The following is a 23,366-nucleotide window of genomic DNA, read 5'->3' as shown; positions in this document are numbered from 1 at the left end:
ATAAAAATTGCGTTGAAAAGGAATAGTATCGTGACGTCCTTATGTGTAGAGAGCCGGTGGTTGGTGAAAACCGGTATATGGACCCCGAGAACTCGCCTTGGAGCAGTTCGCCTGAACGAATAGTAGGGTGAACCGGAGTTACGCCTCGTTACCGGCGTCTCAAGTGGCAGAAATGCAACATGGGTGGTACCGCGGAAAGCTTTCAAGCCTTTCGTCCCATTACCGGGGCGGAAGGCTTTTTATTTATGCAGAGGAGGATGAATGTTGGACTATTTTAAACATCAAGACATCGAGCCGAAATGGCAAAAGCGCTGGGACGAGAAAGATGCGTTCCGGACGACAGAAGACCCGGACAAGGAGTGTTTCTACGTCCTTGACATGTTCCCATATCCATCAGGAGCCGGCCTTCACGTCGGTCACCCGGAAGGTTACACGGCGACGGACATCATCGCCCGCATGAAACGGATGCAAGGCTTCAACGTCCTTCATCCAATGGGTTGGGACGCGTTCGGTCTTCCGGCCGAGCAATATGCCCTCGACACAGGGAATGACCCGCGCGAGTTCACGGAGCGCAACATCGGCACATTCCGCCGCCAGTTGAAAGAGCTCGGTTTCTCATACGATTGGGACCGCGAAATCAGCACGACCGATCCGAAATACTATAAGTGGACGCAATGGATCTTCACACAGCTCCATGACCGCGGCCTCGCCTACGTCGACGAAGTCGCCGTCAACTGGTGCCCGGCTCTCGGCACGGTACTCGCCAACGAGGAAGTCATCGACGGCTTGTCGGAGCGGGGGAACCATCCGGTCTACCGTGTGCCGATGAAACAGTGGGTGCTTCGCATCACGGAATACGCTGAACGGTTGCTCGATGATTTAGAAGGGCTTGACTGGCCAGATAGCGTCAAAGAGATGCAGCGCAACTGGATCGGCAAGTCGGTCGGAGCCGAAGTTGATTTCAAAGTCGACGGCCACGATAAAGTCGTTACGGTGTTCACGACACGTCCGGACACACTTTACGGCGCGACATACGTCACGCTCGCACCGGAGCATCCGTTCGTGAAAGCAATCGCGACACCGGATCAAGCCGTTGCCATCGAGGCATACGTCGAAGAAGTCTCGAAAAAGACAGATCTCGAGCGGACTGACCTTGCGAAAGAGAAAACGGGCGTGTTTACCGGCGCTTACGCCATCAACCCGGTCAATGGTGAGAAGCTTCCGATCTGGATCGCTGATTATGTATTGTCGACATACGGGACTGGGGCGGTCATGGCCGTACCTGGACATGATGAGCGCGATTATGAGTTCGCGAAGACGTTCGATCTTCCGATCCGTGAAGTCGTCACGGGCGGCAACTTGGATGAGGCGGCGTACGTCGAGGATGGCGCCCACGTCAACTCAGGTTCGCTTGACGGCCTCAACAAAGCCGATGCGATTGCCAAAATCATCGAAGAACTCGAACTCGCCGGCACTGGTCGCGCGAAGACGACATATCGTCTCCGCGATTGGTTGTTCAGCCGTCAACGCTATTGGGGCGAACCGATTCCAATCATTCATATGGAAGATGGCACGCTCAAGACCGTATCGGTCGAAGACCTTCCGCTCGAACTTCCGATCATCGATGAGATCAAACCGTCGGGTACGGGAGAATCACCGCTTGCGAATGCAGACGAGTGGTTGACGTACACGGACCCGGTGACCGGTGAGAAGGGTCGTCGTGAGACGAACACGATGCCACAATGGGCCGGCAGCTGCTGGTACTACATTCGCTTTATTGATCCGCACAATGAAGACATGATCGCGGACCCTGAGAAATTGAAGCGCTGGCTTCCGGTCGACTTGTATATCGGCGGTACGGAGCACGCGGTCCTTCACCTTCTCTACGCTCGCTTCTGGCATAAAGTGCTCTACGATATCGGCATCGTCCCGACGAAAGAGCCGTTCCAAAAGCTTTACAACCAAGGGATGATCCTCGGTGAGAATAACGAGAAAATGTCGAAATCGAAAGGTAACGTCGTCAACCCGGACGACATTATCAAATCGCACGGAGCCGATACACTTCGTCTTTACGAGATGTTCATGGGACCACTCGATGCGGCCATCGCCTGGTCGACGAACGGTCTTGACGGCGCTCGTCGCTTCCTCGATCGCGTCTGGCGCTTGTTTGACCAGACCGAGCTTCAGGACGTCGCCGCGACAGCTGACTTCGAACGGACGTACCATCAGACGGTGAAGAAAGTGACAGAAGACTACGAGGCGCTCCGTTTCAACACGGCAATCTCGCAACTCATGGTCTTCATCAACGAGGCATACAAACAAGATACGCTTCCGAAACAAGAGATGGTCAACTTCATCAAGATGCTTGCTCCGGTCGCACCACACTTGGCTGAAGAGTTGTGGGAGCGTCTCGGCATGACGGAAGACTTGACGTACGCTGCATGGCCGACGTTCGACGAGTCGAAACTCGTCAGCGACACGATTGAAGTCGTCATCCAAGTGAACGGAAAGCTTCGTGCGAAGATGCACGTGGCCCGTGACGCTTCGAAAGAAGTGCTCGAGGCCGACGCACTCGCGAACGAACGCGTCCAAGAGTTCACGGAAGGGAAAACGGTCCGTAAAGTGATCGTCGTTCCCGGGAAACTCGTCAATATCGTCGTTGGATAAGTAAAGGAATGTGTGACATTGTCACACGTTCCTTTCTTTTGTGTGATGTCGTTTTCTTTTCGGGGCGGGTTTGTTACACTAAAGGGCGATACTGCATATAAAGGGGACGAAACGTCCATGAAACGTTCTTACGTGTTATATACGACGCTGTTTGCCGTCGTCGTCGGTGTGATTTTGTGCTATGTGTTCGTCTTTTCAGACGAGGACATTCAAAACCAAATCGCCTCGACGTTTGAAAAGATAGAGATTCAAACGAGTCACCAAGCGACTTCTGTGCCTCCAGTCGAGGCCTCACAGGACGAAGAGGACATCGATACGACCGATGCCCTCGAACAGATTCAACAACTTGATGAAGTGTATTACAGTGACACGATTGGTGCCTATCTCGTCTTAACGAAGAATCGAGAGTTCTTCGAAGTGAGCGGGAACGCCAATCGGGTGAACGCGATGCTTAAGTTAGAGAATGACGAACAACCATATCGGCTTGGTGAGTTTATTGGTATGCGCATGATTGCGGAGGACAAGATTTATGCCGTCACAGCGAACGGGATTTTAGTGACAATCGAGCGGGAAGATGGTCGCTGGACGGAACGGCCGCGTAAATCGATTATAGGACTTGCCTCGTCAGACCGCTTGTTCGGCCTCGGTTATGACGATGAAACGAAACGGCTCATCATCATGAACCGGATTGCGGACACGCCTGACGTGGAGCTGTTGTATGTTCAAGAGCGAACGCTCGAGGATGAGACGGCCAACGACGCTGAAGCGAAGTCCGAGATAGATGAAACAGCCGATGCGACCGAGACGGATGTGACGACCGAAGTGGATTCAGACACCGAAGAAGCGCCAGAGCCTGAGACGGAGTGGGCCATTGAGTCGAGAAAAGCACTGACGACCGAAGGGATGAGCGCCTCGATTCAACAGAAGTTCGAGAAATTCCGTGGGGTCGGCCTCGTCGAGCGTCAAGGACGCATTTACGTCCTCGATTCAGAAGAGCTCGTCCTCTACACGATCAACCCGGACGAAGGGACGATGAACGGGCAAATGGTCACACCGCGTGTGTATGGGTCGACCGGTATGTTTTTGCAAGACAATGAAATTTTCGCCATCGTGCGACCAGATGTGTTCGACCTTGACGATTTCGTCTCGGTCGACTGATAGGAGAGGATCAGATGAGCAAACGCTATTTTTATGAACAAGTTCGCCAGTTCCATGAGACGTTCGGACATCCGGAAGCGAGTGTACCACAGCCGCTCGAATTAGACCGTGCCGTCAAACGTTCGGTTTGGACGGCAGAAGAAGCCGTCGTCGAATTTTTACACCAATCGGCCCGGAATGAGGAAGAGTTCCTGCAAGCCGTCGCGACGTTCCAACAAGGATTCGAACAGGCTGTTCAAAAATCACTCCAAGACGCACCGCCGACAAATGACGTCGAGCGTCTCGTCGGACAAGGTGATGCGCTCACGGACGCCCTCTATTTCGTGATGGGCAGTTTCGTCGAGCTCGGGCTCGATCCAGTGCCGTTGTTCGAGATTGTACAGCGCGCCAATATGGCGAAGCTCGGTCCGGACGGCAAGCCGATTCTCCGGGCGTCGGACAATAAAGTCATGAAGCCGGAAGGGTGGTTGCCACCCGAGCCAGAGCTCGAGAAAGAGGTACGTCGTCAAATCGCGGCAAAATAAAGAAGACAATTATAAGACGGCTTGATTCCTGCATCCGACAGGGGTCAAGCCGTTTAAGGTTTTCTGACATTTTATATAAATGGAAAAGGCTAAGTGAGCTAAAAAAAAGGATTTAAGGTATAATTTTACATATAAACCTTTAAAAATGGAGGTCATTTAGCTGAAAACAATAATTTTGTTTTTATGTTGCATGCCAATCCTGTTGTTAGCAGCATGTAATGATGATGAGAAAGTGGCCGGATCGAAAAAAACAGAGCCTGAAGTGTCAATCGAAACAGTGAATATCAATGAAGAGAATGAATTACATATCGTCCCGCTCTATACAGCATACCAACGCTACTTGAACGCATCGCTTGAGACGAGTGACGCTGAAGAGAATCATCAACACTTCAAGAAACATGTACTCGATACCATCGGGGAAATCGGAGCGGAAACAGATGTTGATACTTCTCTCATCAAAACGTACTTTCCGCTGCAGCCGACACCACATAAGCAACAATTGCTGAAGCAAGTGGATGAGTTAATTGAGCGCTATGACGAGATTGAAGAAATCATTACAACGACCTACACGGATTCAAATCAGATTCTTCCTAAGAAGAAAAGTACGGTGTTTATTGCACCGTACAATCCTGAATTTTATCATGATAGTGTACCACTAAAAGGCGTGAGCGGCATGATAGATCAAGACGCCATCATCTTGTTTATCGATGCAGATTTCGATAAAGACGTGTTAGCTTATACAGTGGCGCATGAGTATCATCATCTCATTCTTCGTGATCAAAACAAATACCGGCTCGATTCGAATCTCGAGGCTGCCATCATCGAAGGGAAAGCCGACGCGTTTGCAGATCGAATCGTCAAAGGCGTCTCTCCCCCGTGGAATGTGGAAACCGATGAGTCGACGATGAAATATATCGCGAGCCGAGTGGACGACGGTGAGACGTCTCTGTATGATTTTATGGTTGGGAATCACTATAAAGATATCCCGCGTTGGAGTAAATATATATTAGGGCGAGACATTCTCACGCAGTATTTAGAAGCAAATCCAGACCTCTCGATTCCCGAATGGACGTTCCAAGAAGACGAAGTGATTTTAGAAGGATATAAATATCAAGAGATAATCGAGAAGACAGATTAACGAGGAAGTGATAACAAAAGGCTTGAACCTGTATGATTCAGGTTCAAGCCTTTTGTTGGTGTTGTAGATTGATTCGGATTTAACAATCGAATCGACCTTTCGCCTCACCTGTTATTCGAGAACCATTTCAAGAAGGTAGATTACTGTGTGGCAAAATCAGCGGCGTGCGACCCGGCACAGTGTCCGGTCGTGAAAGCCGCCGTGATGTTATAGCCGCCTGTATAACCGTGGATGTCGAGTACTTCGCCAGCGAAGAACAGGCCGCCCGCTTTTTTCGACATCATCGTCTGCGGCGCGATCTCTTTGACGGAGACGCCACCGCCCGTGACGAACGCCTTATCAAAATCGAGCGTCCCGGTCGCGTGCAACTCGAACGTCTTCAATCGTGTCGCGAAATCGATGACCGATTGTTTTTTCAGTTGGCTCGCATCCTCTTCGCCGAAATCGAGGTCGGCCAGCAGCAGGTCGAGCATCCGTTCCGGGATGAACCCTTTCCAGACGTTCTTGACGGCCCGCTTCGGTTGGTCTTGCACTTGGTTCCAGAGCGCTTGATACAGCTCGTCACGGGCCATGTCCGGGAACAAGTCGAGTGAGAGGGCGACGACACGCTCTTTGCTGCGTTTGCGTTCTTTGATTGTATACTGGCTGCAACGGAGGGCAATCGGGCCCGAGATGCCGTAGTGCGTGAATATCATATCACCACGGTGTGTTTTGATCGGCTTGCCTTTTTTGCCGTGAACGGTGAGTGCCACGTCACGGAGCGATAGCCCTTGTAGCTGTTTCGTACCGATGAACGCATCGTTCAATAAGATCGGCACCTCGGTCGGGAACAGCTCGGTAATCGTGTGTCCGGCTTTCTCGGCCCACGGATACCCGTCCCCGGTCGAGCCGGTGTGCGGGACGGATTGGCCGCCGACGGCGATGACGCAGGCGCCTGCCTCGATTCGCTCCCCATCCTCGAGTTCGACCGCTTCGAACTCATTTGCTTCATTAAAATGGAGCGTCTTTACTTTCGCGTTTTTGCGAATCTCGACACCGAGTTGGTCGATGGCGCCGAGGAGTGTGTTAACGACGTCTTGCGCTTTATCCGTCACGGGGAACATTCGGCCGTTGTCTTCCTCTTTTAACGGGATGCCGAACCCGGTGAACAAGTCGATAATCGACTGGTTGTCGAACTGGGCGAGGGCGCTATATAAAAAGCGTCCGTTCCCCGGAATGAATTGAATCAACTCGTCGACGGGTTTACGGTTCGTCACGTTACAGCGCCCGCCGCCAGAGATGGCGAGCTTGCGCCCGAGCTTCGAACCTTTATCAATCAGGAGCGTGTTTGCTCCGGCTTTGGCGGCGGCGTAGGTCGCCATCAGGCCACTTGGACCTCCTCCGATGACGATTACATCTTTTATCATGGTATCCCTCGTTTCTCTGTCAAATCAAATTCGTAACTTTATTATCTGCAACAGTAAGAGTATAATGAGAAACGGTCGTTTTGTAAAATTAGGTACATTAGTTGTGAAACAATAGATGGAGGTATCTCATGTCATCAAGCGTCAAACAAGATTCAGGACGAGAGTCCTTCGTCAAAGGCACGCTGCTCCTGTCAGCCGGGAATTTGATTTCACGTGCGCTCGGACTGCTCTATACGTTCCCGTTCCAAGCGATGGTCGGGATTGCCGGTGTCACGCTCTATCAGGCGGCGTACACCTATTATGCGCTCATGATCGCCATTTCGACGGCGGGGATTCCCGTGGCCGTCTCGAAATTCATCGCCAAGTATAACGCGCTCGGCGAATATGGCACGAGTCAGCGCTTGTTCCGCCAAGGGATGAAGCTGATGCTCGTGACCGGAGTCGTCGCTTTTTTATTACTTTTCTTCTCAGCACCGTGGTTATCGGAACTGATGGTCCGCAACTCGGAGAACAATCAGCAGTACATCGACTCGCTGACGCTCGTCACGCGTAGCGTCAGTTTTGCGCTCCTGCTCATCCCGGCGATGAGTATGGTGCGCGGCTATTTCCAAGGACATCAAGACATGGCTCCGACGGCCATCTCTCAAGTCATCGAACAGATCGTCCGCATCATGTTCCTGCTCAGCGGGGCGATGCTCGTCTTGTTCGTCTTCTCCGACTCTGCACTCATTCGTCCGCTCGCTGACTCGCTAGGTGGGACTGCTGCCGTGGCGACGACCGAGTTGAACGGTTTGAAAGTGCTCGCCGTGACGATTGCGACATTCAGCGCCTTTATCGGTGCGATCGGAAGTATCGTCGTGCTCGCCATGTATTGGCGGAAACGGAAAGATATCCATCGTCAAACGGACAATCCAGCCGGCACACCGGTCCGTTCGATGAAGTCACTGTTGCTCGAGTTGCTCAGCTACTCGATTCCAATTGTCATGGTCGGCTTGTCGACACCGCTCTATCAGTTCGTCGACCAGTTGACGATGGTCAACACGTTGCTCAATTCTGGCAAGTCGGTCGCCGAAGCGACGTCCGCGTTCGGTTTCTTGACCGGGAACGCCCATAAGATCGTCCTGATTCCGGTGTCGATCGCGGCAAGTGTGTCGATGGCGACGATCCCGCTCGTGACGAAGTCGTTCACACACGGCGATATGAATAAGGTCCGGAATCAAGTGAACCACATTTTCCAAGTGTCGTTCTTTGTCACGATTCCGGCGGTCATCGGCTTGGTCGCGCTCTCTGAACCATTGTTCGGGACGTTGTTCCCGGGTGACCGGGAAGGGTGGGTCTACTTGCTCCACTATGCGCCGAGTGCGTTCTTCCTCGCCTATTATTCGGTGGCAGCGGCCATCCTTCAAGGAATCAACCGTCAATATTTCACGATCTTTGCGACGGCGATGGGGCTCATCACGAAAGCGGTGCTCAACGTGCCGTTCGTGTATGCTCTCGGCGGCATCGGCGCCGGATATGCGACGATTGCCGGTTATATCGTCGCCATCATTCTCATGGTATGGAAAATTCAACGGACGCTACAATTCCCGTATAAACAATTGTTGCGTCGGACGATGCTCATGTTTGCCATGGGTGGAGCGATGTTTATCGCGGTATACGGATCATTGTTCATCACGCTCCAAGATGAACCGAGCTGGGGGAACGATATATTGGCTACGATCGTCGGTTTCGGAATCGGCCTCGTTGTGTACGGCTATCTCGGTTGGAGAAGTCATTTGGCCGGAAAACTACTAGGGAAACGATTCCACTATCGGAGGAAAGCATAATGCGAATTGATAAATTATTGGCGAACATGGGATACGGTTCGCGTAAAGACGTCAAGATTTTACTAAAACAAGGGGTCGTCCGTATCGATGATCAGCCCGTCAAAGATGCGAAACGACAAATCAATTTGGAAACCGAACGTGTGACCGTGCAAGGTGAGGTCGTCGAATATAAACCGTTCGTCTACTTGATGATGAACAAGCCGGCAGGTGTCATCAGTGCGACCGAGGACAAAGTCGAATCGACGGTCATCGACTTGATCGATCCGTCGTATGCCCATTATGACTTGTTCCCGGTCGGTCGTCTCGACAAGGATACGACCGGACTGTTGCTGCTCACGAACGATGGGGCGTTCAATCATGCGCTCATGTCACCTCGTAAACATGTCGATAAAGTATATATCGCCGAAGTCGATGGTGAGATGACAGCGGATGATATCCGTCATTTCGCCGAAGGTGTCGAACTCGAGGACGGCTACACGACGAAACCGGCACGACTTGAATTGCTCAGCAAATCGGGTCGTCGTTCGACCATTCGCTTGACGCTCTCAGAAGGAAAGTACCATCAAGTGAAACGGATGGTCGCGGCGGTCGGAAAACACGTCGAACGTCTTGAACGTGTTCAAATCGGCGCGCTTGAGCTTGACCCGACGCTTGAATCGGGTGCATACCGTGAGTTGAGCGAAGAGGAAATCGACTTGTTCTTCACATGAAGCAAAGGCACGTGTCAGCCGACACGTGCCTTTTTGGGTGCAAAAAAAGGGACCCATGTACGGAATCCCTTTGTAACTTGTTATTCAATTTGCCGTCTTGAGCGAACGTTTCGATGACGTCCACGTGCCCCGACTCGGACTTTCAACCAGATTGTTGTATTCAAGAACGTTCAAATCACGCTGTACGGTGCGTGACGTGATCCCGAACTCCTCTACTAGTTCTGAAGTGGTGACGCATTCCCTTTCGTTAATGAACAAATAAATGGACTTGATGCGGGTTAGCATACGATCTGTTGAACCTTTCATTGGATGACCTCCCAATGCGTAGAATGATGAAAGACAAAACCTACGGACGACAAATAAAATATGAAATTGTTATTTTCTAAAATTACACCTTTAGTATACCGCTCTCAAATAGAATTGCAAGTGAAAAGAACGAACAATCAAAATGTAAAGAACATGTTACGAACGTAAATATCGAATGAATATCATGTAAACAAGTGTCGAAACGATCAAAAGACGAACGAAAAAATATTTTCGAAATGAATGTTCGTCTTTCTAACATTTGGATATACTAATAAGGGAGAGAACATTCGCAAAGGGGAGATTAAGATGAATTGGAGACAAGAAGTCGACGCGCGAACAGATGCGTTTTTAGAAGATTTAAAAGGGTTGTTACAAATTCCGAGCGTCCTTGATGAAGCCAAGGCAGGACCGAACGAGCCGTTTGGTCCTGAAGTCCGTCGTGCCCTCGATTACATGTTCGCACTAGGAGAGCGTGACGGGTTCGTGACGAAAGACGTCAGAGGCTATGCCGGACATTTAGAGTACGGTTCAGGCGAAGAAATTGTCGGGATTCTCTGTCATCTAGATGTGGTGCCGGCTGGAGATGGTTGGACGTATGGGGCGTTCAATCCGACAATCGCGGACGGAAAACTGTTCGCCCGTGGCAGTAATGACGATAAGGGTCCGACGATGGCCGCTTATTACGGATTGCGTATTGTGAAAGAACTCGGATTGCCGTTGTCGAAACGGGTCCGTCTGATCGCCGGTTGCGACGAGGAGAGCGAGTGGCGTTGTGTCCGTGAATACTTTAAACAAGAAGCGATGCCGACCTATGGCTTCGCACCGGACGCCGATTTCCCGATTATCAATGCGGAAAAGGGCTTATACGATGGTGTCTTGAAACAACTCCCGATTCAACGTGTACCAGGGGCGAAATATCATTTGGTTTCGTTCGTAAGCGGAGAACGTCCGAACATGGTCCCGGATTTCGCTACGGCAGTGCTCAAGACAGACGACGTACTTGAAGAAAAGTTTGAGGCGTATCTTGAAAAGTATGAAGCGGATGGGACCTGCACATGGGACGCGGGGACGTATACGTTCACGATGAAAGGGGTCGCCGCGCACGCGATGGAGCCGGACAACGGAGTGAACGCCGCCTACGTGTTAGCCGGTTTCTTACTCGCGCTTCCGCTCGACATTCAAGGGGAGCGCTACATCGAGTTCATCCGCCACGTCTTCGCTGATTCACGAGGGATCTCGCTCGGGATTGAAGCGACCGATGAAACCGGGGACTTGACGATCAACGGAGGCGTGTTCCGCTATGAAGGCGATGAACGGACAGCGACGGTCAATATTCGTTACCCGTATACTGCGAAGTTTGAAGAGCGATTGCAAAGCTTGAAAGAGATTGCCTTGTCGTTCGGATTCGAACTGTCGACACGTCACCATATGCCGCCGCACCACGTGGCTGAAGATCATCCACTCGTCAAAACGTTGGCGGATGTCTATGAGCGCCAGACCGGAGAATCGGCAGACTTGATGGCCATCGGTGGTGGGACGTATGCCCGTTCGCTCGAAGCCGGCGTCGCGTTCGGGGCATTGTTCCCGGGGGCAAAAGATGTTGCGCACCAAGTCGACGAATACATGGAAATTGAAGATTTGCTTCGCGCTGCAGCGATTTATGCCGAAGCGATTTATGAGCTCGCTAAATAATAACCTGTGAGAGCTGACTGATTTGGTCGGCTCTCTGTCTGTTAGGAAGGAAGTATATTGTGAACCAACAAAAAGTATCGTTTCAATCGATTTACGTCGCGATTTTCTTCGCTCAAGGAGCTCTTATTCCTTACATGGCACTCTTCTTCTCACAGGCACGCTTTGATTTGTCCCCGGGTCAGGTCGGGACGATTGTCGCCATCATGCCAATCCTTTCAATCGGGGTGCAGCCGCTGTGGGGCATGCTTGCGGACCGGACCGGACGCGTTCGAGCTTGGCTCATCGTTGCGATGCTCGGGGCCGCCGCTTTGTCGCTGACGTTCTTGTTCGCGACATCATATGTATGGATCGTCTTATTGATGGTCGTCTGGTCCGTCTTCCAATGCGCCCATATCCCGCTCGTCGACATGATGACGCTCGAGTATACAGCCCGGGCCAAAATCGACTACGGGGCGATTCGTCTGTTCGGGTCGGCTGGGTTTGCCATCGCCGTGTTCGTGATGGGTCGGATTTCGGACACGACGTGGGGCCTCGCGAGTACGTTTTTACTCAGCGCGGTCATATTGGCAATCGGTACGTTATTCGTGCGGAGCGTCTCTGAACAGGAACCGAAGCAAGTGCACACGACGGCACCATTCCAATGGTCGGCCGTCTGGAACGGTCCGTTCATCGCCTTTTTAATCGGAGGCATGCTCGTCTTCGGACCGATTTATGCAAACAACTATTACTTCGGGATTTATGTGACGAGTATCGGGGGCTCGACGACGCTCGTCGGGACGTTGTTCCTCGTCGCTGTATTGTTCGAGATCCCGTTCATGAAAGTGGCGTATCAAATCGTCTCACGTCTCGGAACGGTCAACGTCCTTGCGGGTGCAGCTTTGATCTCGGCGCTGCGCAACGGTTGGTTGGCGCTCGAGCCACCGATTTGGGTCGTCTGGATCCTTGCCATCGTCCAAGGGCTCGTCGTCGGATTATTGATTCCGGTCGCGCTTCAGTTCGTCCGCAGTCTCGTCAGTCGGAACGTTGTCTCGACGGCAATCGGTGTCTATATGGCCATCACTTCGGGACTGGCAACGGCTGGTTTCAACTTGCTCAGTGGATTTATTATTGAATATAACAGCATCATCGGTGTATTTTGGATGTACACATTGGTCAGTGTCATAGGATCGGTCCTCTTTTTTGGGCTGAGACGGTTTCGCGTGAAAGGATGATGTAGATGTCGACGCACTATTTTTTGGCACTCCCGATCGAGGACGCACAGGTCGAGCGCATCCAACGGGACATCTTGCCGTTTTATTCGTACCGCCGGACGTATCGGCCTGGAGAATTTCATATGACGCTTCAGTTTCTCGGTGCGTTGGACGATGATGAAGTCGAGGCGGTTAAAGAAGTCACTCGTGACGTGACGGAAGTGACAGCTCCATTTTCACTGACGTTCGCACAAATTGATCACTTCGGGAGACCGGATCGTCCTCGTGTGCTGACGATCGTTCCGAATCCGTCCGTAGACTTGACGACACTCACCGGGACGCTTCGACGCAAGTTGTCGGAGGAGATTGCATCACTCGATCGGAAACCGTTCGTCCCGCACGTCACGCTTGCGAAGAAGTGGGACACCGGAACGAGAATTCCGTACATCCCCCCGGCGTTCAACATCGAAGAAGCGATTGAAGCCGTCATCCTTTATCGAATTCATCCGAACCACACCCCTGCCTATGAGGCAGTTGAAGTATTTCCGTTACAGCGGTCAGAGGAGGACACATGGCGATCCCGATTAAAATTTTTGACGTGACATCTAAATATGAACGAAACATGCTCGATCAGTTCAATCGATTCCAAGAATATGTCGAATCTGATGTTGCCCGTATGCGCCGCCTGCATGAGTCCAATCGATTGAACCCACCCGAGGTCATGGAGTTTGAAAACCCATGGTGGAAATTTTGGCGACGCACGGAACGCATCGAGCTCGAACCGACCCCGCTCTCGGAGTCTCAGTTCCAGACGCTGCTTACGAACCGGCGTCACATTCAGAAGTTACAGTTCGCATGTGAAGGGGCGACCGAGACGGATATGCCGTTCTTGCCGTTTCTGCGTGAGTATGGTTATCGTAAGATGATGGTCGAATGGAACGACCAGCATTTCTTCATGTATCGTCCGGTCGTGGAATGGAACGGGGCGACAGTCGAACTGAGTCATCTCATCATCGGACCGACACATCTGTATTTGGTCGAATGGCTCGACGGGGATCGGAGCATCTATCACGTCTCAAAACAGAAGACTTGGATTCATCAACCGCTCAAAGGGGAAAATAAACGTGTAGTCAATCCGCTCATTGCCTTGACGCGCACTGAAGAAATCGTTCGACAGTTTCTTCCGTCTTTTGCCGGTGTCATTCAAAAAGTGACGGTGGCCCCAGAAGGCTATTTCGATCATGTGCCTGAGACAAGCTCGACGCAGTTCATTTCCCGTTCTGATTACGAGAAGTGGATGAAGCAAGTAAATACGAGGGCTCCGATCGTGAAAGCCCAACAAATTCGAGATGTGGCGAAACTACTAGATGCGACAGCCCAGATGCCGTTTCGACAATTTTTGGACCAGTAGGTAGGAGAGGATGGAACGCGTATGCATCACACACCAGAGCAGCAAACGACGTCACATGTGACGATTGAACGGGCTTCTTTACTCTCGTTCGAGACGATTCGACTGGAAGTCATCGCTGAATTTGCGTCCGTTCCCGTACACATTGAACAGAACGGTCGACCGGTCGACTACGTGGTGCTCAATGAATGGACGACAGAGACCGGGACGATTGAGCGAGATATCCAGTTGGCGCGACCAGTCACGCTAGAAGCGGTTTACACTGTATTTCACCCTGGCTATAAAACGATTGTCGTCGTGCCTCGCGAAATCGTGCATACGGACGAGTTCGAACGTCGTTATGCCTACGATGGACCACTCGGCCTCGCTTTTTCCGAGCACTCGATTGAGGCGTACGTTTGGTCACCAGTGGCATTCTCGATTTGGCTCGTCATTCACGATTCGAGCACACATCGTGAAATCGAGCGTTTCCGTATGTCGCGGGAGGGGCGCGGTGTCTGGCATGCCGATGTGCCACGGTTTTACGAAGGTCATTACTATCGACTATACGTCAAGACGCCGGTCGAAACGAATGAGGTCGTCGATCCTTACGCGAAAGCCGTCAGCTTGAATGGCGAATTTGGCGTATTGATCGATGTCGAGGCACACGTCGCCTTGCACGTCCATCCGACGGAACGCCCGCCGCTTCGGAAAGCGACGGATGCGGTCATCTATGAACTGAACATTCGGGACTTCACGAGCCATCCGTCTTCGCTGAGTCGAATGCGTGGCTTGTATGGTAGCATCGTCGAGACCGGGGTGAAGACGAGAGGCGAGAACAGTGCCGGCTTCGATTATTTGAAAGAGCTCGGGGTCACCCATGTACAACTGTTGCCGGTCCATGATTTCGGCAGCGTCGATGAAGCGACCCGGATGCCGTATAATTGGGGGTACGACCCGATTCATTGGTTCGGTCTCGAGGGGAGCTATGCCTCGGATCCAGCCGAACCGTTATCAAGGATTTTGGAATACGCGCATATGGTTGATGAACTGCATCATCACGGCATGCGTGTCGTCGTCGATGTCGTCATGAACCATATCTTCATCCGTGAACAATCGTCGCTCGAGGCGCTCGTCCCATACTATTATTTCCGTTATGAACATGACGGCACGGTTGCGAACGGCACTGGGGTTGGGAATGACACGGCCTCGGAACGGTACATGATGCGGCGGATGATCGTCGATTGTGTGACGTTCTTTGCCGAAACGTATCACGTTGACGGCTTTCGTTTCGATTTGATGGGCATCCATGATGTCGAGACGATGAATCAAGTCCGGGCTTCACTCGATAAAATCGACCGTTCGATTTTGATTTATGGGGAAGGATGGGATTTGGCGACACCGCTCAGCCCGTCGTTAAAAGCCTCGTCGCATAACGCCGCCTTTATGCCCCGAATCGGTCACTTCAATGACATGATGCGGGATGCGCTAAAGGGGTCGACGTTTAATGACCGCGAGCGCGGGTTTGTCTCCGGTAACGAATGGCGGGAATGGGAACTTCGCGAGTGCATCACGGGAGCGGTTCAAATCCCGAACGTCACGGTCGGTCGTTTCCCGAGTCCGCAGTACACAATCAACTACGTCGAAGCGCATGACAATTATACGACGTACGATAAATTACTCTTATCGTGTGAGGAAATGGACGAGGCGGTCAGGTTACGGATGCAGCGGTTCGCCACAGCGATTGTCATCACGTCACAAGGCGTTCCGTTTCTCCATGCCGGTCAAGAGTTCGGGCGAACGAAACAAGGCGTTGAGAACAGTTACAACGCACCAGACCGAATTAATCACTTTGATTGGGATTTGCGGGACGAGCGACAGCATGAAGTCGAATTCGTGAAGACGTTGTTAAAATTGCGGCGCCGTCATACGTGTTTCCGCTATGATACTAGACAGAAAGTCGTGGAGCAGTTCAAGTTTCTTCCGTCGCCGCCTGGGGTGATTGCTTATGAGTTGACGGCGAGTCATTCCTATGACGCGTGGCAACGTGTCCGTGTCTATTTGAACGGAACGTTCGGTGACGTGACGTTTCACGCCGATGGGGGCTGGAACGTCTTCGTGCAAGGGGAAACGGCGAGCCTTGTCCCGATTGCACGAAATCCGAGCGAGATTCAAGTCGAGTCGTTGTCAATGACGATTATCGCGTGTTAATATGGTGATTGTATCTTTGTAATTCTTAATGAGATTTGAGCGTGATGAATATGTATTCAGATATAATCGGTGCGCTCGGTGAAGAGTGGACGGTGGCTTCCGCAGGTGGAATTACAGGCGAAGCGTACGTAGCGACGACGCGCCAACAGAAAATTTTTGTCAAACGGAACTCGTCTCCGTTTCTAGCCATTCTTTCCGCCGAAGGCATCGTCCCTAAATTGCTGTGGACGAAACGGATGTTCAACGGTGACGTCCTCAGTGCCCAACAGTTCATCGAAGGTCGTGAGCTATCACCAACTGATATGAAACGGTCTGATGTGGCGGCACAGCTTGGGAAGATTCATCATTCGAAAGAGCTATTATTCATGCTGCAGCAGTTGAATCATACACCGGTCACGTCGACGTTATTGCTTCGGCAATGTGCCGCCTATGAGCAAGACGAGGCGGACGTGACAATCGATGAGGCGGTCCGTTGGCTGACCACCCATCAACCAATCGATGACGAACGTGAACTGGTCGTCTGCCACTCGGACTTGAACCATAATAATTGGATTGAGGACGAGACGGGCCTGTTATATTTGACCGATTGGGATGATGCGATCATTGCTGATCGCGCCTTTGATTTGGCGATGGTCGTCTACAGTTATGTCGATGAGGCGGACTGGGAGATGTGGTTCAGCCATTACGGCATCCGTTACACATCCGAGCTCCATTACCGGATGCATTGGTATGCGATCGCCCAGACGGTTCTTACTTTGTATGGAGAACAGAACGGCATCGCCCGGGCAGAAGGATTGACCGTGCTCCGTGAACTGCTTGATGAGGCAGATGAGCGGACACAATGAAAAAAGGGATGGGTCACGAGGGTGAGCCATCCCTTTCCATATGCATTAGACATCATCAGGTTTCATGAAGTACGCCCAAACGAACGTGGCGATGACGGCGCCGAAGAAAGTGAGTGGGGCCGCGTAAAAGATTAAAAATTGATCCAACGTGCTCATCGATATAACCTCCTTGTGAGGGATGATTCACATTCATTAAACAATGATTTCGTGTATAATCGCAAGGGGACTGCTCGCGTGAAGCGGCTAGTCAGCAGAAACTTGAACATTTCTTGAACGAAAGGTAGGAAAAACATGCGTTTACGTCACAAACCGTGGGCCAAAGATTATATGCAGGCTCAAGAACACGTCTTTATCACTCATCCCGAAACGTTGAAAGGGAACTGGAAAGCAGAATTCGGGAACGACCATCCGCTCTTTATCGAAGTCGGGTCGGGAAAAGGGCAATTCATCTTAGGTATGGCCAAACAATTTCCGGACGTCAATTTTATCGCCATCGAGTTATTTGAGAGTGTCGCCGTATCGATCGTGCAAAAGCTCGTCGAGACGCCGATGCCAAACGTTCGCGTCTTGACCGTTGACGCGAAGCAACTCGTCGACTATTTTGAGGCTGGCGAGGTCGATCGCGTCTATTTGAACTTCTCAGACCCATGGCCGAAGACACGACATGCGAAACGTCGATTGACGTATAAAACGTTCCTCGCTACATACGAGGCTGTCTTGCCGCGCGGAGGTGAAATTCACTTTAAGACGGATAACCGGGGGCTATTTGAATATTCGCTCGAAAGTATGAGCCAATACGGCATGTACTTCACAGATATTTCACTTGATCTTCATGTAAATGAACCTGCGGATAATGTCCGGACCGAGTATGAAGAGCGCTTCAGCGCCATGGGACAACCGATTTATCGGATGGAGGCCGCGTTCCGCCCGAAAATTTGACACGCTTTTTTCTTATTTTAATAGCATTTTCTTCACACTTTTTTCTTTCTTCTTGGTACAATAGGAATGACGCTAAACTGGAATTAGAGAAGGGGGAACATGGGGATGTTGAAAAAAGCATGGGCAAGCCTGCTTGCACTAATCTTCATTCTAACAATCGCACCACTTAATACCTCGGCGAACGAGGCGTTCTTGGACGCCCTTGAAGAGGACTTGAAAGCCACGCACTATGATTACAAAGAAGGAACGGCTGAAATCGTAAAAGAGGAGACGCTCCGTCACTCGAATGGCAACGAAGTCATCGCAGCGGTTGTAGAATTGGATACGATTCGTGACGGGATCTTCATCACGCGTAAGACTGAGTTCCATTACTACGACGCGACGGACAACAAAATCCTCGCGACAGCTGATCTTGCTGAAGTGGAAGGTGCGACTGAATTCTCAGACGCAAACATCGACATGCTCGGACAAAAAGTTGTCTACTGGTTGCCTGTCTTGATCTTGCTTTTGTTGATCGCAGTGCCGGCCGTGATCTTGTTTGTTGTCGTGCCACGTTTCTACTCGACGACCGAGTACATGAACCCGATTTACGAGAAAAACGATAACCCACGTTAAAAAAAGAGCCGCGAGGCTCTTTTTTTATGCCATCTTCAATTGCTCGATGATTTGAGCGACGTCCATTCCATTACCGGATGAAACGGAAGCGACGAAGGCGCTCTCGACGATTGGTCCGTCATAGAACTGAATCGTTTTATCGCCTTCATACATATCGACGGCGAGTTCAGCGTTCATCGTGGCTGAACCGATATCGGACAAGATAAGCGCTTCTTTGTCGACGACCTCGATTGCCTCGAGGATGCGGGTCACGTCGGTCCCGATGCTCCCGTCCTCGAGCCCGCTCGCTAAATGAATCGGGACGGTCGGAGCCATTTCTTTCATCAAATCTTGGATTCCTTCAGCAATCTTGGCGCTATGGGAGACGATGATGAGTTCTACGATGTCACTCAACCTCCTTCATGATCGCTTTCAACACGATGGAACTTGAGAGTGCACCCGGGTCGACCGTGCCACGTGAGTTCTCACCGAAATAAGATGCCCGTCCTTTCGTGGCGACCATATCCTCGGTCGCACTGACGAGTTGATCGAGTTTCGTGTCAAAGTCGTCCGACTCGTTCAAGTCGCTCAAGAACGGTTCCCACACATCGACCATTGTCTTTTGGCCGGCTTCAGATTTTCCGCGAGCTTTGATCGCTGACGACGCCTCGAGAAGCGCTTCTTTGACGAGCGTGAAATCAGCTTCGGTCGCGTCACCGAATTTAGGCGCTGCCTTGACAAATGCCGATCCGTACAGCGGTCCCGCTGCGCCACCCACTTTTGACATGAGCGTCATTCCGACTTTTTTGCTCAAGTCCCCAAGTGTGACATAGTCGTCATCGAGCACGGTCAGAACTGCTTCAAAACCTCGCGACATGTTGATTCCATGGTCCCCGTCGCCGATGGCGCGGTCGAGGTCAGTCAGTGTATCTTTGTTCGCCTCAATCTCTGATTGGGCCTGTCGTAATGCTTGCTTGAATCCTTCAATTGTCAACATTGCATAAACACCTCATTTGATGGATTAGAGTTTGAAACCGAGTGCTGACGACGGTGCATCGAGATAGCCCGTCATCTCTTCATCAAGCGGCAGCAGGGTGATCGAGAAGCCGTGCATCTCGAGTGCCGTCATATAGTTACCGACGTATTTCCGTTTCAATTTGTAGCCGGCAGCTTCCAATTTTTTCGCGACGAAGTGGTACGTCACGTACAGTTCGGATAACGGCGTACCGCCCATGCCGTTGACCATGACAGCGACTTCGCCAGGACTCACTTCTTTTTTCAAGTGGTCGAGCAAATCATCTACGATCGCATCGACGTTCGTCGTCGGTTTCCGTTCGACGCCACGCTCACCGTGGATTCCAATCCCGATTTCCATCTCTTCCTCATTCAAGTCGAAACCTGGTTTCCCACTCACTGGCATATAACACGGTTCGACGGCCATTCCCATCGAGCGTACATTGGCGGCGACTTTTTCCGCAAGCGCTTTCACTTCGGGAAGTGATTTCCCGCTCGCTGCGGCCGCACCCGCAATCTTGTGCACGAACACGGTTCCGGCGACACCGCGACGATCTTCCTTATTCGCAATAGCGACATCATCGGCGACGACGACATGGTCGACTTTGATTCCTTCAGCGTCCGCAAGTTCGGCGGCGAGTTCAAAGTTCATGACGTCACCCGCATAGTTTTTGACGACGAGTAACACCCCGTTTCCTCCGTCGGCAGCTTTGATGCCTTCGAGCACCATGTCCGGGGTCGGGGACGTGAACACTTCACCGCACACGGCAGCATCAAGCATTCCGTCACCTACATAACCGGCGTGGGCTGGTTCGTGACCACTGCCTCCACCCGAGACAAGTCCGACTTTTCCAGACTTAGCCCCGTCAGCACGACAGATGACGTTGAATCCTTCCACACGACCGTACAGTTCAGGATGGGCATGGACCATTCCTTCGACCATTTGTGACACGAGTTCGTTTGCTTCACCGATCAGTTTCTTCACGTGGGATCACTCCTTTTTGAGTTTAAAAAGTACCATATTCAATTTTCCACTCTTTTGCCCAAATTAAACAAAAAAGTCGGCGAATGTCATCGCCGACTCCATCTCATGCATATTCAAGTAAAGCGCCAGTCTCTGAATCGACCGTGAATTGGTACGTCTTCTCTTCATCGTTCTCGAGAACCGAAATGCCGCCTTTAAAGACGTCATACTCACGTCCGTCATACGTATAAATCTCGGGTGATGCCGAAATCCATGCGCCTTGAACGTGACCTTTGGCTGAGAATGCCCGTTTCGTGTACTCGAGTGCGTCCTCGGCCGATAAGCTTCGTTCATCTAACACTTTTTTCGTCATAAGTGCGGCTGCGATGGCAACCCCGATCCCAACTAACCAATACCTTTTCTTCATATGACTACCTCCCCTTGAACTATGGCTATCATGTACATCGTACCAAAACCTGTACCCCATTGGAAAGAAAACCATTCGCATCTGCCGAAAAGTTCTGTATATAATGAAACAAGAACGGTTGAAGGGATGGATGAAAATGGAACAAAAAACGAGAGATTTATTTAAGACGTTGACAGAGCTTCCGGGCGCGCCTGGATTTGAATCACAGGTCCGTCAGTTTGTTCGCGACCGAATCACACCGCACGTCGATGAGGTCATGACAGACGGCATCGGCTCGATCTTTGGGAAACGGGTCGGAGACGAGTCGGGACCACGTATCATGGTCGCCGGACATATGGATGAAGTCGCGTTTATGGTCACGCGAATCACGGAAAACGGGATGCTTTACATACAGCCGCTCGGCGGATGGTGGAGCCAAGTGCTCATGGCACAGCGATTTGATATCGTGACGAATGATGGGTTGATTCCAGGCGTCGTCGCATCGACACCGCCGCACTTGCTCGGACCGGACGCGATGAGTAAACCGATGGATATGAAACAGATGTTTATCGACATCGGCGCCGACACGAAAGAAGAGGCCGAATCATGGGGCGTGCGTCCTGGTCTTCCCGCAGTGCCAACGAGCGAGTTCACGCCGCTCAAACATCCGAAAAAGATTATGGCCAAAGCATGGGATAACCGCTACGGGGTTGGTCTTGCGGTCGAGTTGCTTGAAGAGACGACAAAAGCCGATCATCCGAACATCTTGTTCTCTGGGGCGACCGTTCAAGAAGAAGTCGGTCTCCGGGGAGCGCAAACGGCAGCCGAGATGATTCGTCCGGATGTCGCGCTCGTACTCGACGCGTCACCGGCCAACGATGCGTCTGGCAATAAGACGGAGTTCGGTCAACTAGGGGAAGGGGCGCTAATCCGGATCCTTGACCGGGTCATGGTCATGTCTCCCGAGATGCGTGACTTCTTACTCGACACGGCGTCTGATGAAAAAATCAAAACACAATATTTCGTCTCACCAGGTGGAACGGATGCAGGCCGAATTCATATGAGCGGGGAAGGGGTCCCGACAGCAGTGATTGGCGTTGCGGCACGTTACATCCATACGCATGCCTCGATTCTGCATACGGACGATTATGATGCGGCGAAAGCGCTCCTGAAGGCGCTCGTCAAACGACTTGATCGCTCGACGATGGAGACGCTTCGGGCTTCACGCTAATGGTTGAAAGAACGTCACTCGTGTAGTGGCGTTTTTTCATGTTGAATTTTTCCGAGAAACACTTATACTGATAAAAGTGTGAAGACAGAAACTTTACGACTGACAAGACAGGAAAGAGGGACTTCCATGTTAAAGAAAAAAGGGATCACGCTCAGTCCGTCACTATATTTCGTGACGGCGCTCAGTTATATGGCACTCGGATTATTCAGCACCCTCATCATCGGCTTAATCATGAAGACGGCCGGAGGGCAGCTGCTCGAGACGAGTCTGTCCGGATTTGGAACGACGCTGATCGAGATTGGTGATGTGGCCATCGGATTGACCGGTCCTGCCATCGGGATTGCAATCGCCTATGCGCTTCAGGCGCCACCGCTCATCTTGTTCTCGGCGCTCGTCGTTGGGGCGTTCGGTTACGAGTTCGGACCAGCCGGCAGTTATGTGGCGACGTTGCTCGCTGTCGAGGTCTCCAAACTGGTCTCGAAATCGACGAAACTTGATATTTTGGTCACGCCGTTCACGACCATTGCCATCGGTTATTTGAGTGCGACCTACATCGGTAAGTACGTCGGCTTGTTCATGACACAGCTCGGGACGTGGATTGAGTGGGGCACGGAACAACAGCCGTTGTTCATGGGTGTCGTCGTCGCGACGCTCATGGGGCTCGCGCTCACGGCACCAATCTCGAGTGCGGCCATCGCCCTCATGCTCGGATTGAGTGGGATTGCGGCAGGTGCGGCGACGGTAGGATGTGCCGCCCAAATGATCGGTTTCGCCATTACGAGTTATCGGGACAACGGTATTGGCGGCGCTATCGCCCAAGGGATTGGTACATCGATGCTCCAAGTCGGCAATATCGTTAAAAATCCGTGGATCTTGTTGCCGCCGACCGTTGCCGGTGCCGTCCTCGCCCCGATCGCGATTCTGTTGTTTGAGCTCGAAAGCGTCGCGGCAGGTGCCGGGATGGGGACGAGCGGTCTTGTTGGTCCGATTGTCATGCTCGAGACGATGGGCTTCAGTTGGCATATGTTCCTCGTCGTCCTCGGCTTTTTAATCGTCGGCCCGGCTGTACTCAGCTATGCCGTCTATCAAGTGTTGGTCCGGATGAACCGGATTCGCCCGAACGATATGAAAATCGAATATTGAACATACGAAAGAGAG

23 protein-coding genes and 1 other annotated feature are annotated in these 23,366 nt (G+C 51.6%); of the genes, 16 read left to right on the top strand and 7 right to left on the bottom strand.

Annotated elements, in window-relative coordinates; all coding sequences use genetic code 11:
• The first annotated feature begins 3 nt into the window (after window positions 1-3).
• Window positions 4-222: a binding site (T-box leader), on the top strand.
• A 39-nt stretch (window positions 223-261) separates the two neighbouring features.
• The 4 genes from leuS to EVJ34_RS06355 all read left to right on the top strand — a co-directional run bounded on the left by leuS (window position 262) and on the right by EVJ34_RS06355 (window position 5,487).
• Window positions 262-2,667: a leucine--tRNA ligase gene (leuS, locus tag EVJ34_RS06370; protein WP_131484998.1), complete on the top strand. Its 2,406-nt coding sequence runs from the start codon at window positions 262-264 to the stop codon at window positions 2,665-2,667.
• A 117-nt stretch (window positions 2,668-2,784) separates the two neighbouring features.
• Window positions 2,785-3,825 carry a hypothetical protein gene (locus EVJ34_RS06365; protein ID WP_131484997.1) on the top strand — a complete coding sequence of 347 codons (1,041 nt, stop codon included), beginning with the start codon at window positions 2,785-2,787 and terminating at the stop codon, window positions 3,823-3,825.
• A 14-nt stretch (window positions 3,826-3,839) separates the two neighbouring features.
• Entirely contained in the window at window positions 3,840-4,349 is a 510-nt protein-coding gene (locus EVJ34_RS06360; protein ID WP_131484996.1) for a pyrophosphohydrolase domain-containing protein, read from the top strand.
• A gap of 232 nt (window positions 4,350-4,581) precedes the next feature.
• Window positions 4,582-5,487, top strand: a complete 906-nt coding sequence (locus tag EVJ34_RS06355) for a DUF2268 domain-containing putative Zn-dependent protease (RefSeq protein ID WP_236636655.1) — start codon at window positions 4,582-4,584, stop codon at window positions 5,485-5,487.
• A 140-nt stretch (window positions 5,488-5,627) separates the two neighbouring features.
• On the opposite strand, the gene EVJ34_RS06350 is transcribed toward EVJ34_RS06355, so the two are convergent.
• Window positions 5,628-6,893: a BaiN/RdsA family NAD(P)/FAD-dependent oxidoreductase gene (locus EVJ34_RS06350; protein WP_131484994.1), complete on the bottom strand. Its 1,266-nt coding sequence runs from the start codon at window positions 6,891-6,893 to the stop codon at window positions 5,628-5,630.
• A 128-nt stretch (window positions 6,894-7,021) separates the two neighbouring features.
• Here EVJ34_RS06350 and EVJ34_RS06345 point away from each other — a divergent pair, with 128 nt between their 5' ends.
• On the top strand, window positions 7,022-8,719 hold the full coding sequence (locus tag EVJ34_RS06345; RefSeq protein WP_131484993.1) for a putative polysaccharide biosynthesis protein: 1,698 nt from the start codon (window positions 7,022-7,024) through the stop codon (window positions 8,717-8,719).
• The gene (locus EVJ34_RS06340) at window positions 8,719-9,429 is read left to right on the top strand and encodes a pseudouridine synthase (protein WP_131484992.1); all 711 of its coding nucleotides are present in this window, start codon (window positions 8,719-8,721) and stop codon (window positions 9,427-9,429) included. The genes EVJ34_RS06345 and EVJ34_RS06340 overlap by 1 nt, the downstream gene beginning before the upstream one ends.
• 84 nt (window positions 9,430-9,513) lie before the next feature.
• On the opposite strand, the gene EVJ34_RS06335 is transcribed toward EVJ34_RS06340, so the two are convergent.
• Complete coding sequence (locus EVJ34_RS06335; protein WP_081637897.1) at window positions 9,514-9,735, bottom strand: DeoR family transcriptional regulator; 222 nt, start codon at window positions 9,733-9,735, stop codon at window positions 9,514-9,516.
• A 306-nt stretch (window positions 9,736-10,041) separates the two neighbouring features.
• Here EVJ34_RS06335 and pepV point away from each other — a divergent pair, with 306 nt between their 5' ends.
• The 6 genes from pepV to EVJ34_RS06305 are packed head-to-tail and all read left to right on the top strand — an operon-like array spanning window position 10,042 to window position 17,060.
• Window positions 10,042-11,427: a dipeptidase PepV gene (pepV, locus tag EVJ34_RS06330; protein WP_131437084.1), complete on the top strand. Its 1,386-nt coding sequence runs from the start codon at window positions 10,042-10,044 to the stop codon at window positions 11,425-11,427.
• A gap of 59 nt (window positions 11,428-11,486) precedes the next feature.
• The gene (locus EVJ34_RS06325) at window positions 11,487-12,638 is read left to right on the top strand and encodes an MFS transporter (protein ID WP_201739926.1); all 1,152 of its coding nucleotides are present in this window, start codon (window positions 11,487-11,489) and stop codon (window positions 12,636-12,638) included.
• A gap of 5 nt (window positions 12,639-12,643) precedes the next feature.
• Window positions 12,644-13,219, top strand: coding sequence for an RNA 2',3'-cyclic phosphodiesterase (gene thpR, locus EVJ34_RS06320; protein ID WP_131484990.1), 576 nt, complete (start codon window positions 12,644-12,646; stop codon window positions 13,217-13,219).
• A complete protein-coding gene (locus EVJ34_RS06315) occupies window positions 13,189-14,028 on the top strand; it encodes an NERD domain-containing protein (protein WP_131484989.1) in 840 nt (279 codons plus the stop codon). Before thpR ends, EVJ34_RS06315 begins: the two co-directional genes overlap by 31 nt.
• A gap of 21 nt (window positions 14,029-14,049) precedes the next feature.
• A complete protein-coding gene (gene pulA / locus EVJ34_RS06310) occupies window positions 14,050-16,215 on the top strand; it encodes a type I pullulanase (RefSeq protein ID WP_201739925.1) in 2,166 nt (721 codons plus the stop codon).
• 50 nt (window positions 16,216-16,265) lie between these two features.
• Entirely contained in the window at window positions 16,266-17,060 is a 795-nt protein-coding gene (locus EVJ34_RS06305; protein ID WP_255417508.1) for a phosphotransferase family protein, read from the top strand.
• Between the two features lie 45 nt (window positions 17,061-17,105).
• Here EVJ34_RS06305 and cydS read toward each other — a convergent pair whose 3' ends face one another.
• On the bottom strand, window positions 17,106-17,216 hold the full coding sequence (gene cydS, locus EVJ34_RS16035) for a cytochrome bd oxidase small subunit CydS family protein (protein ID WP_021065570.1): 111 nt from the start codon (window positions 17,214-17,216) through the stop codon (window positions 17,106-17,108).
• Window positions 17,217-17,351: 135 nt separating this feature from the next.
• Between cydS and trmB the strand changes: the two genes are divergently transcribed.
• Window positions 17,352-17,999, top strand: a complete 648-nt coding sequence (trmB, locus tag EVJ34_RS06300; protein WP_131437094.1) for a tRNA (guanosine(46)-N7)-methyltransferase TrmB — start codon at window positions 17,352-17,354, stop codon at window positions 17,997-17,999.
• Window positions 18,000-18,104: 105 nt separating this feature from the next.
• A complete protein-coding gene (locus EVJ34_RS06295; protein ID WP_236634604.1) occupies window positions 18,105-18,614 on the top strand; it encodes a hypothetical protein in 510 nt (169 codons plus the stop codon).
• 24 nt (window positions 18,615-18,638) lie between these two features.
• Here the strand turns inward: EVJ34_RS06295 and dhaM are convergent, their stop codons facing one another.
• From dhaM to EVJ34_RS06275, 4 genes are all read right to left on the bottom strand, one after another.
• The gene (gene dhaM, locus EVJ34_RS06290; protein WP_368665987.1) at window positions 18,639-19,007 is read right to left on the bottom strand and encodes a dihydroxyacetone kinase phosphoryl donor subunit DhaM; all 369 of its coding nucleotides are present in this window, start codon (window positions 19,005-19,007) and stop codon (window positions 18,639-18,641) included.
• On the bottom strand, window positions 19,000-19,590 hold the full coding sequence (gene dhaL, locus EVJ34_RS06285) for a dihydroxyacetone kinase subunit DhaL (protein ID WP_131484987.1): 591 nt from the start codon (window positions 19,588-19,590) through the stop codon (window positions 19,000-19,002). The genes dhaM and dhaL overlap by 8 nt, the downstream gene beginning before the upstream one ends.
• A gap of 24 nt (window positions 19,591-19,614) precedes the next feature.
• Entirely contained in the window at window positions 19,615-20,592 is a 978-nt protein-coding gene (gene dhaK, locus EVJ34_RS06280; protein WP_131437100.1) for a dihydroxyacetone kinase subunit DhaK, read from the bottom strand.
• A gap of 103 nt (window positions 20,593-20,695) precedes the next feature.
• Entirely contained in the window at window positions 20,696-20,998 is a 303-nt protein-coding gene (locus tag EVJ34_RS06275) for a PepSY domain-containing protein (protein ID WP_021065576.1), read from the bottom strand.
• 136 nt (window positions 20,999-21,134) lie between these two features.
• Here EVJ34_RS06275 and EVJ34_RS06270 point away from each other — a divergent pair, with 136 nt between their 5' ends.
• A complete protein-coding gene (locus EVJ34_RS06270) occupies window positions 21,135-22,208 on the top strand; it encodes a M42 family metallopeptidase (protein ID WP_131484986.1) in 1,074 nt (357 codons plus the stop codon).
• A gap of 126 nt (window positions 22,209-22,334) precedes the next feature.
• Window positions 22,335-23,351, top strand: coding sequence for a PTS sugar transporter subunit IIC (locus tag EVJ34_RS06265; RefSeq protein WP_131484985.1), 1,017 nt, complete (start codon window positions 22,335-22,337; stop codon window positions 23,349-23,351).
• Window positions 23,352-23,366 lie beyond the last annotated feature (15 nt).

Origin of the sequence: Exiguobacterium sp. SL-9, from assembly GCF_004336985.1 — a bacterium.
Lineage (GTDB): Bacteria > Bacillota > Bacilli > Exiguobacteriales > Exiguobacteriaceae > Exiguobacterium.
This window is presented reverse-complemented; position numbering and strand designations above follow the sequence as displayed.

Bases quoted from the DNA above. Each gene is read 5' to 3' on its own strand.
- EVJ34_RS06295 (WP_236634604.1), top strand. From the start codon at position 18,105: ATGTTGAAAAAAGCATGGGCAAGCCTGCTTGCACTAATCTTCATTCTA.
- EVJ34_RS06265 (WP_131484985.1), top strand. From the start codon at position 22,335: ATGTTAAAGAAAAAAGGGATCACGCTCAGTCCGTCACTATATTTCGTG.
- EVJ34_RS06305 (WP_255417508.1), top strand. From the start codon at position 16,266: ATGTATTCAGATATAATCGGTGCGCTCGGTGAAGAGTGGACGGTGGCT.
- thpR (WP_131484990.1), top strand. From the start codon at position 12,644: ATGTCGACGCACTATTTTTTGGCACTCCCGATCGAGGACGCACAGGTC.
- pepV (WP_131437084.1), top strand. From the start codon at position 10,042: ATGAATTGGAGACAAGAAGTCGACGCGCGAACAGATGCGTTTTTAGAA.
- EVJ34_RS06315 (WP_131484989.1), top strand. From the start codon at position 13,189: ATGGCGATCCCGATTAAAATTTTTGACGTGACATCTAAATATGAACGA.
- pulA (WP_201739925.1), top strand. From the start codon at position 14,050: ATGCATCACACACCAGAGCAGCAAACGACGTCACATGTGACGATTGAA.
- EVJ34_RS06335 (WP_081637897.1), bottom strand. From the start codon at position 9,735: ATGAAAGGTTCAACAGATCGTATGCTAACCCGCATCAAGTCCATTTAT.
- dhaL (WP_131484987.1), bottom strand. From the start codon at position 19,590: ATGTTGACAATTGAAGGATTCAAGCAAGCATTACGACAGGCCCAATCA.
- cydS (WP_021065570.1), bottom strand. From the start codon at position 17,216: ATGAGCACGTTGGATCAATTTTTAATCTTTTACGCGGCCCCACTCACT.
- EVJ34_RS06275 (WP_021065576.1), bottom strand. From the start codon at position 20,998: ATGAAGAAAAGGTATTGGTTAGTTGGGATCGGGGTTGCCATCGCAGCC.
- EVJ34_RS06365 (WP_131484997.1), top strand. From the start codon at position 2,785: ATGAAACGTTCTTACGTGTTATATACGACGCTGTTTGCCGTCGTCGTC.
- EVJ34_RS06350 (WP_131484994.1), bottom strand. From the start codon at position 6,893: ATGATAAAAGATGTAATCGTCATCGGAGGAGGTCCAAGTGGCCTGATG.
- EVJ34_RS06360 (WP_131484996.1), top strand. From the start codon at position 3,840: ATGAGCAAACGCTATTTTTATGAACAAGTTCGCCAGTTCCATGAGACG.
- EVJ34_RS06270 (WP_131484986.1), top strand. From the start codon at position 21,135: ATGGAACAAAAAACGAGAGATTTATTTAAGACGTTGACAGAGCTTCCG.
- leuS (WP_131484998.1), top strand. From the start codon at position 262: ATGTTGGACTATTTTAAACATCAAGACATCGAGCCGAAATGGCAAAAG.
- EVJ34_RS06345 (WP_131484993.1), top strand. From the start codon at position 7,022: ATGTCATCAAGCGTCAAACAAGATTCAGGACGAGAGTCCTTCGTCAAA.
- EVJ34_RS06340 (WP_131484992.1), top strand. From the start codon at position 8,719: ATGCGAATTGATAAATTATTGGCGAACATGGGATACGGTTCGCGTAAA.
- trmB (WP_131437094.1), top strand. From the start codon at position 17,352: ATGCGTTTACGTCACAAACCGTGGGCCAAAGATTATATGCAGGCTCAA.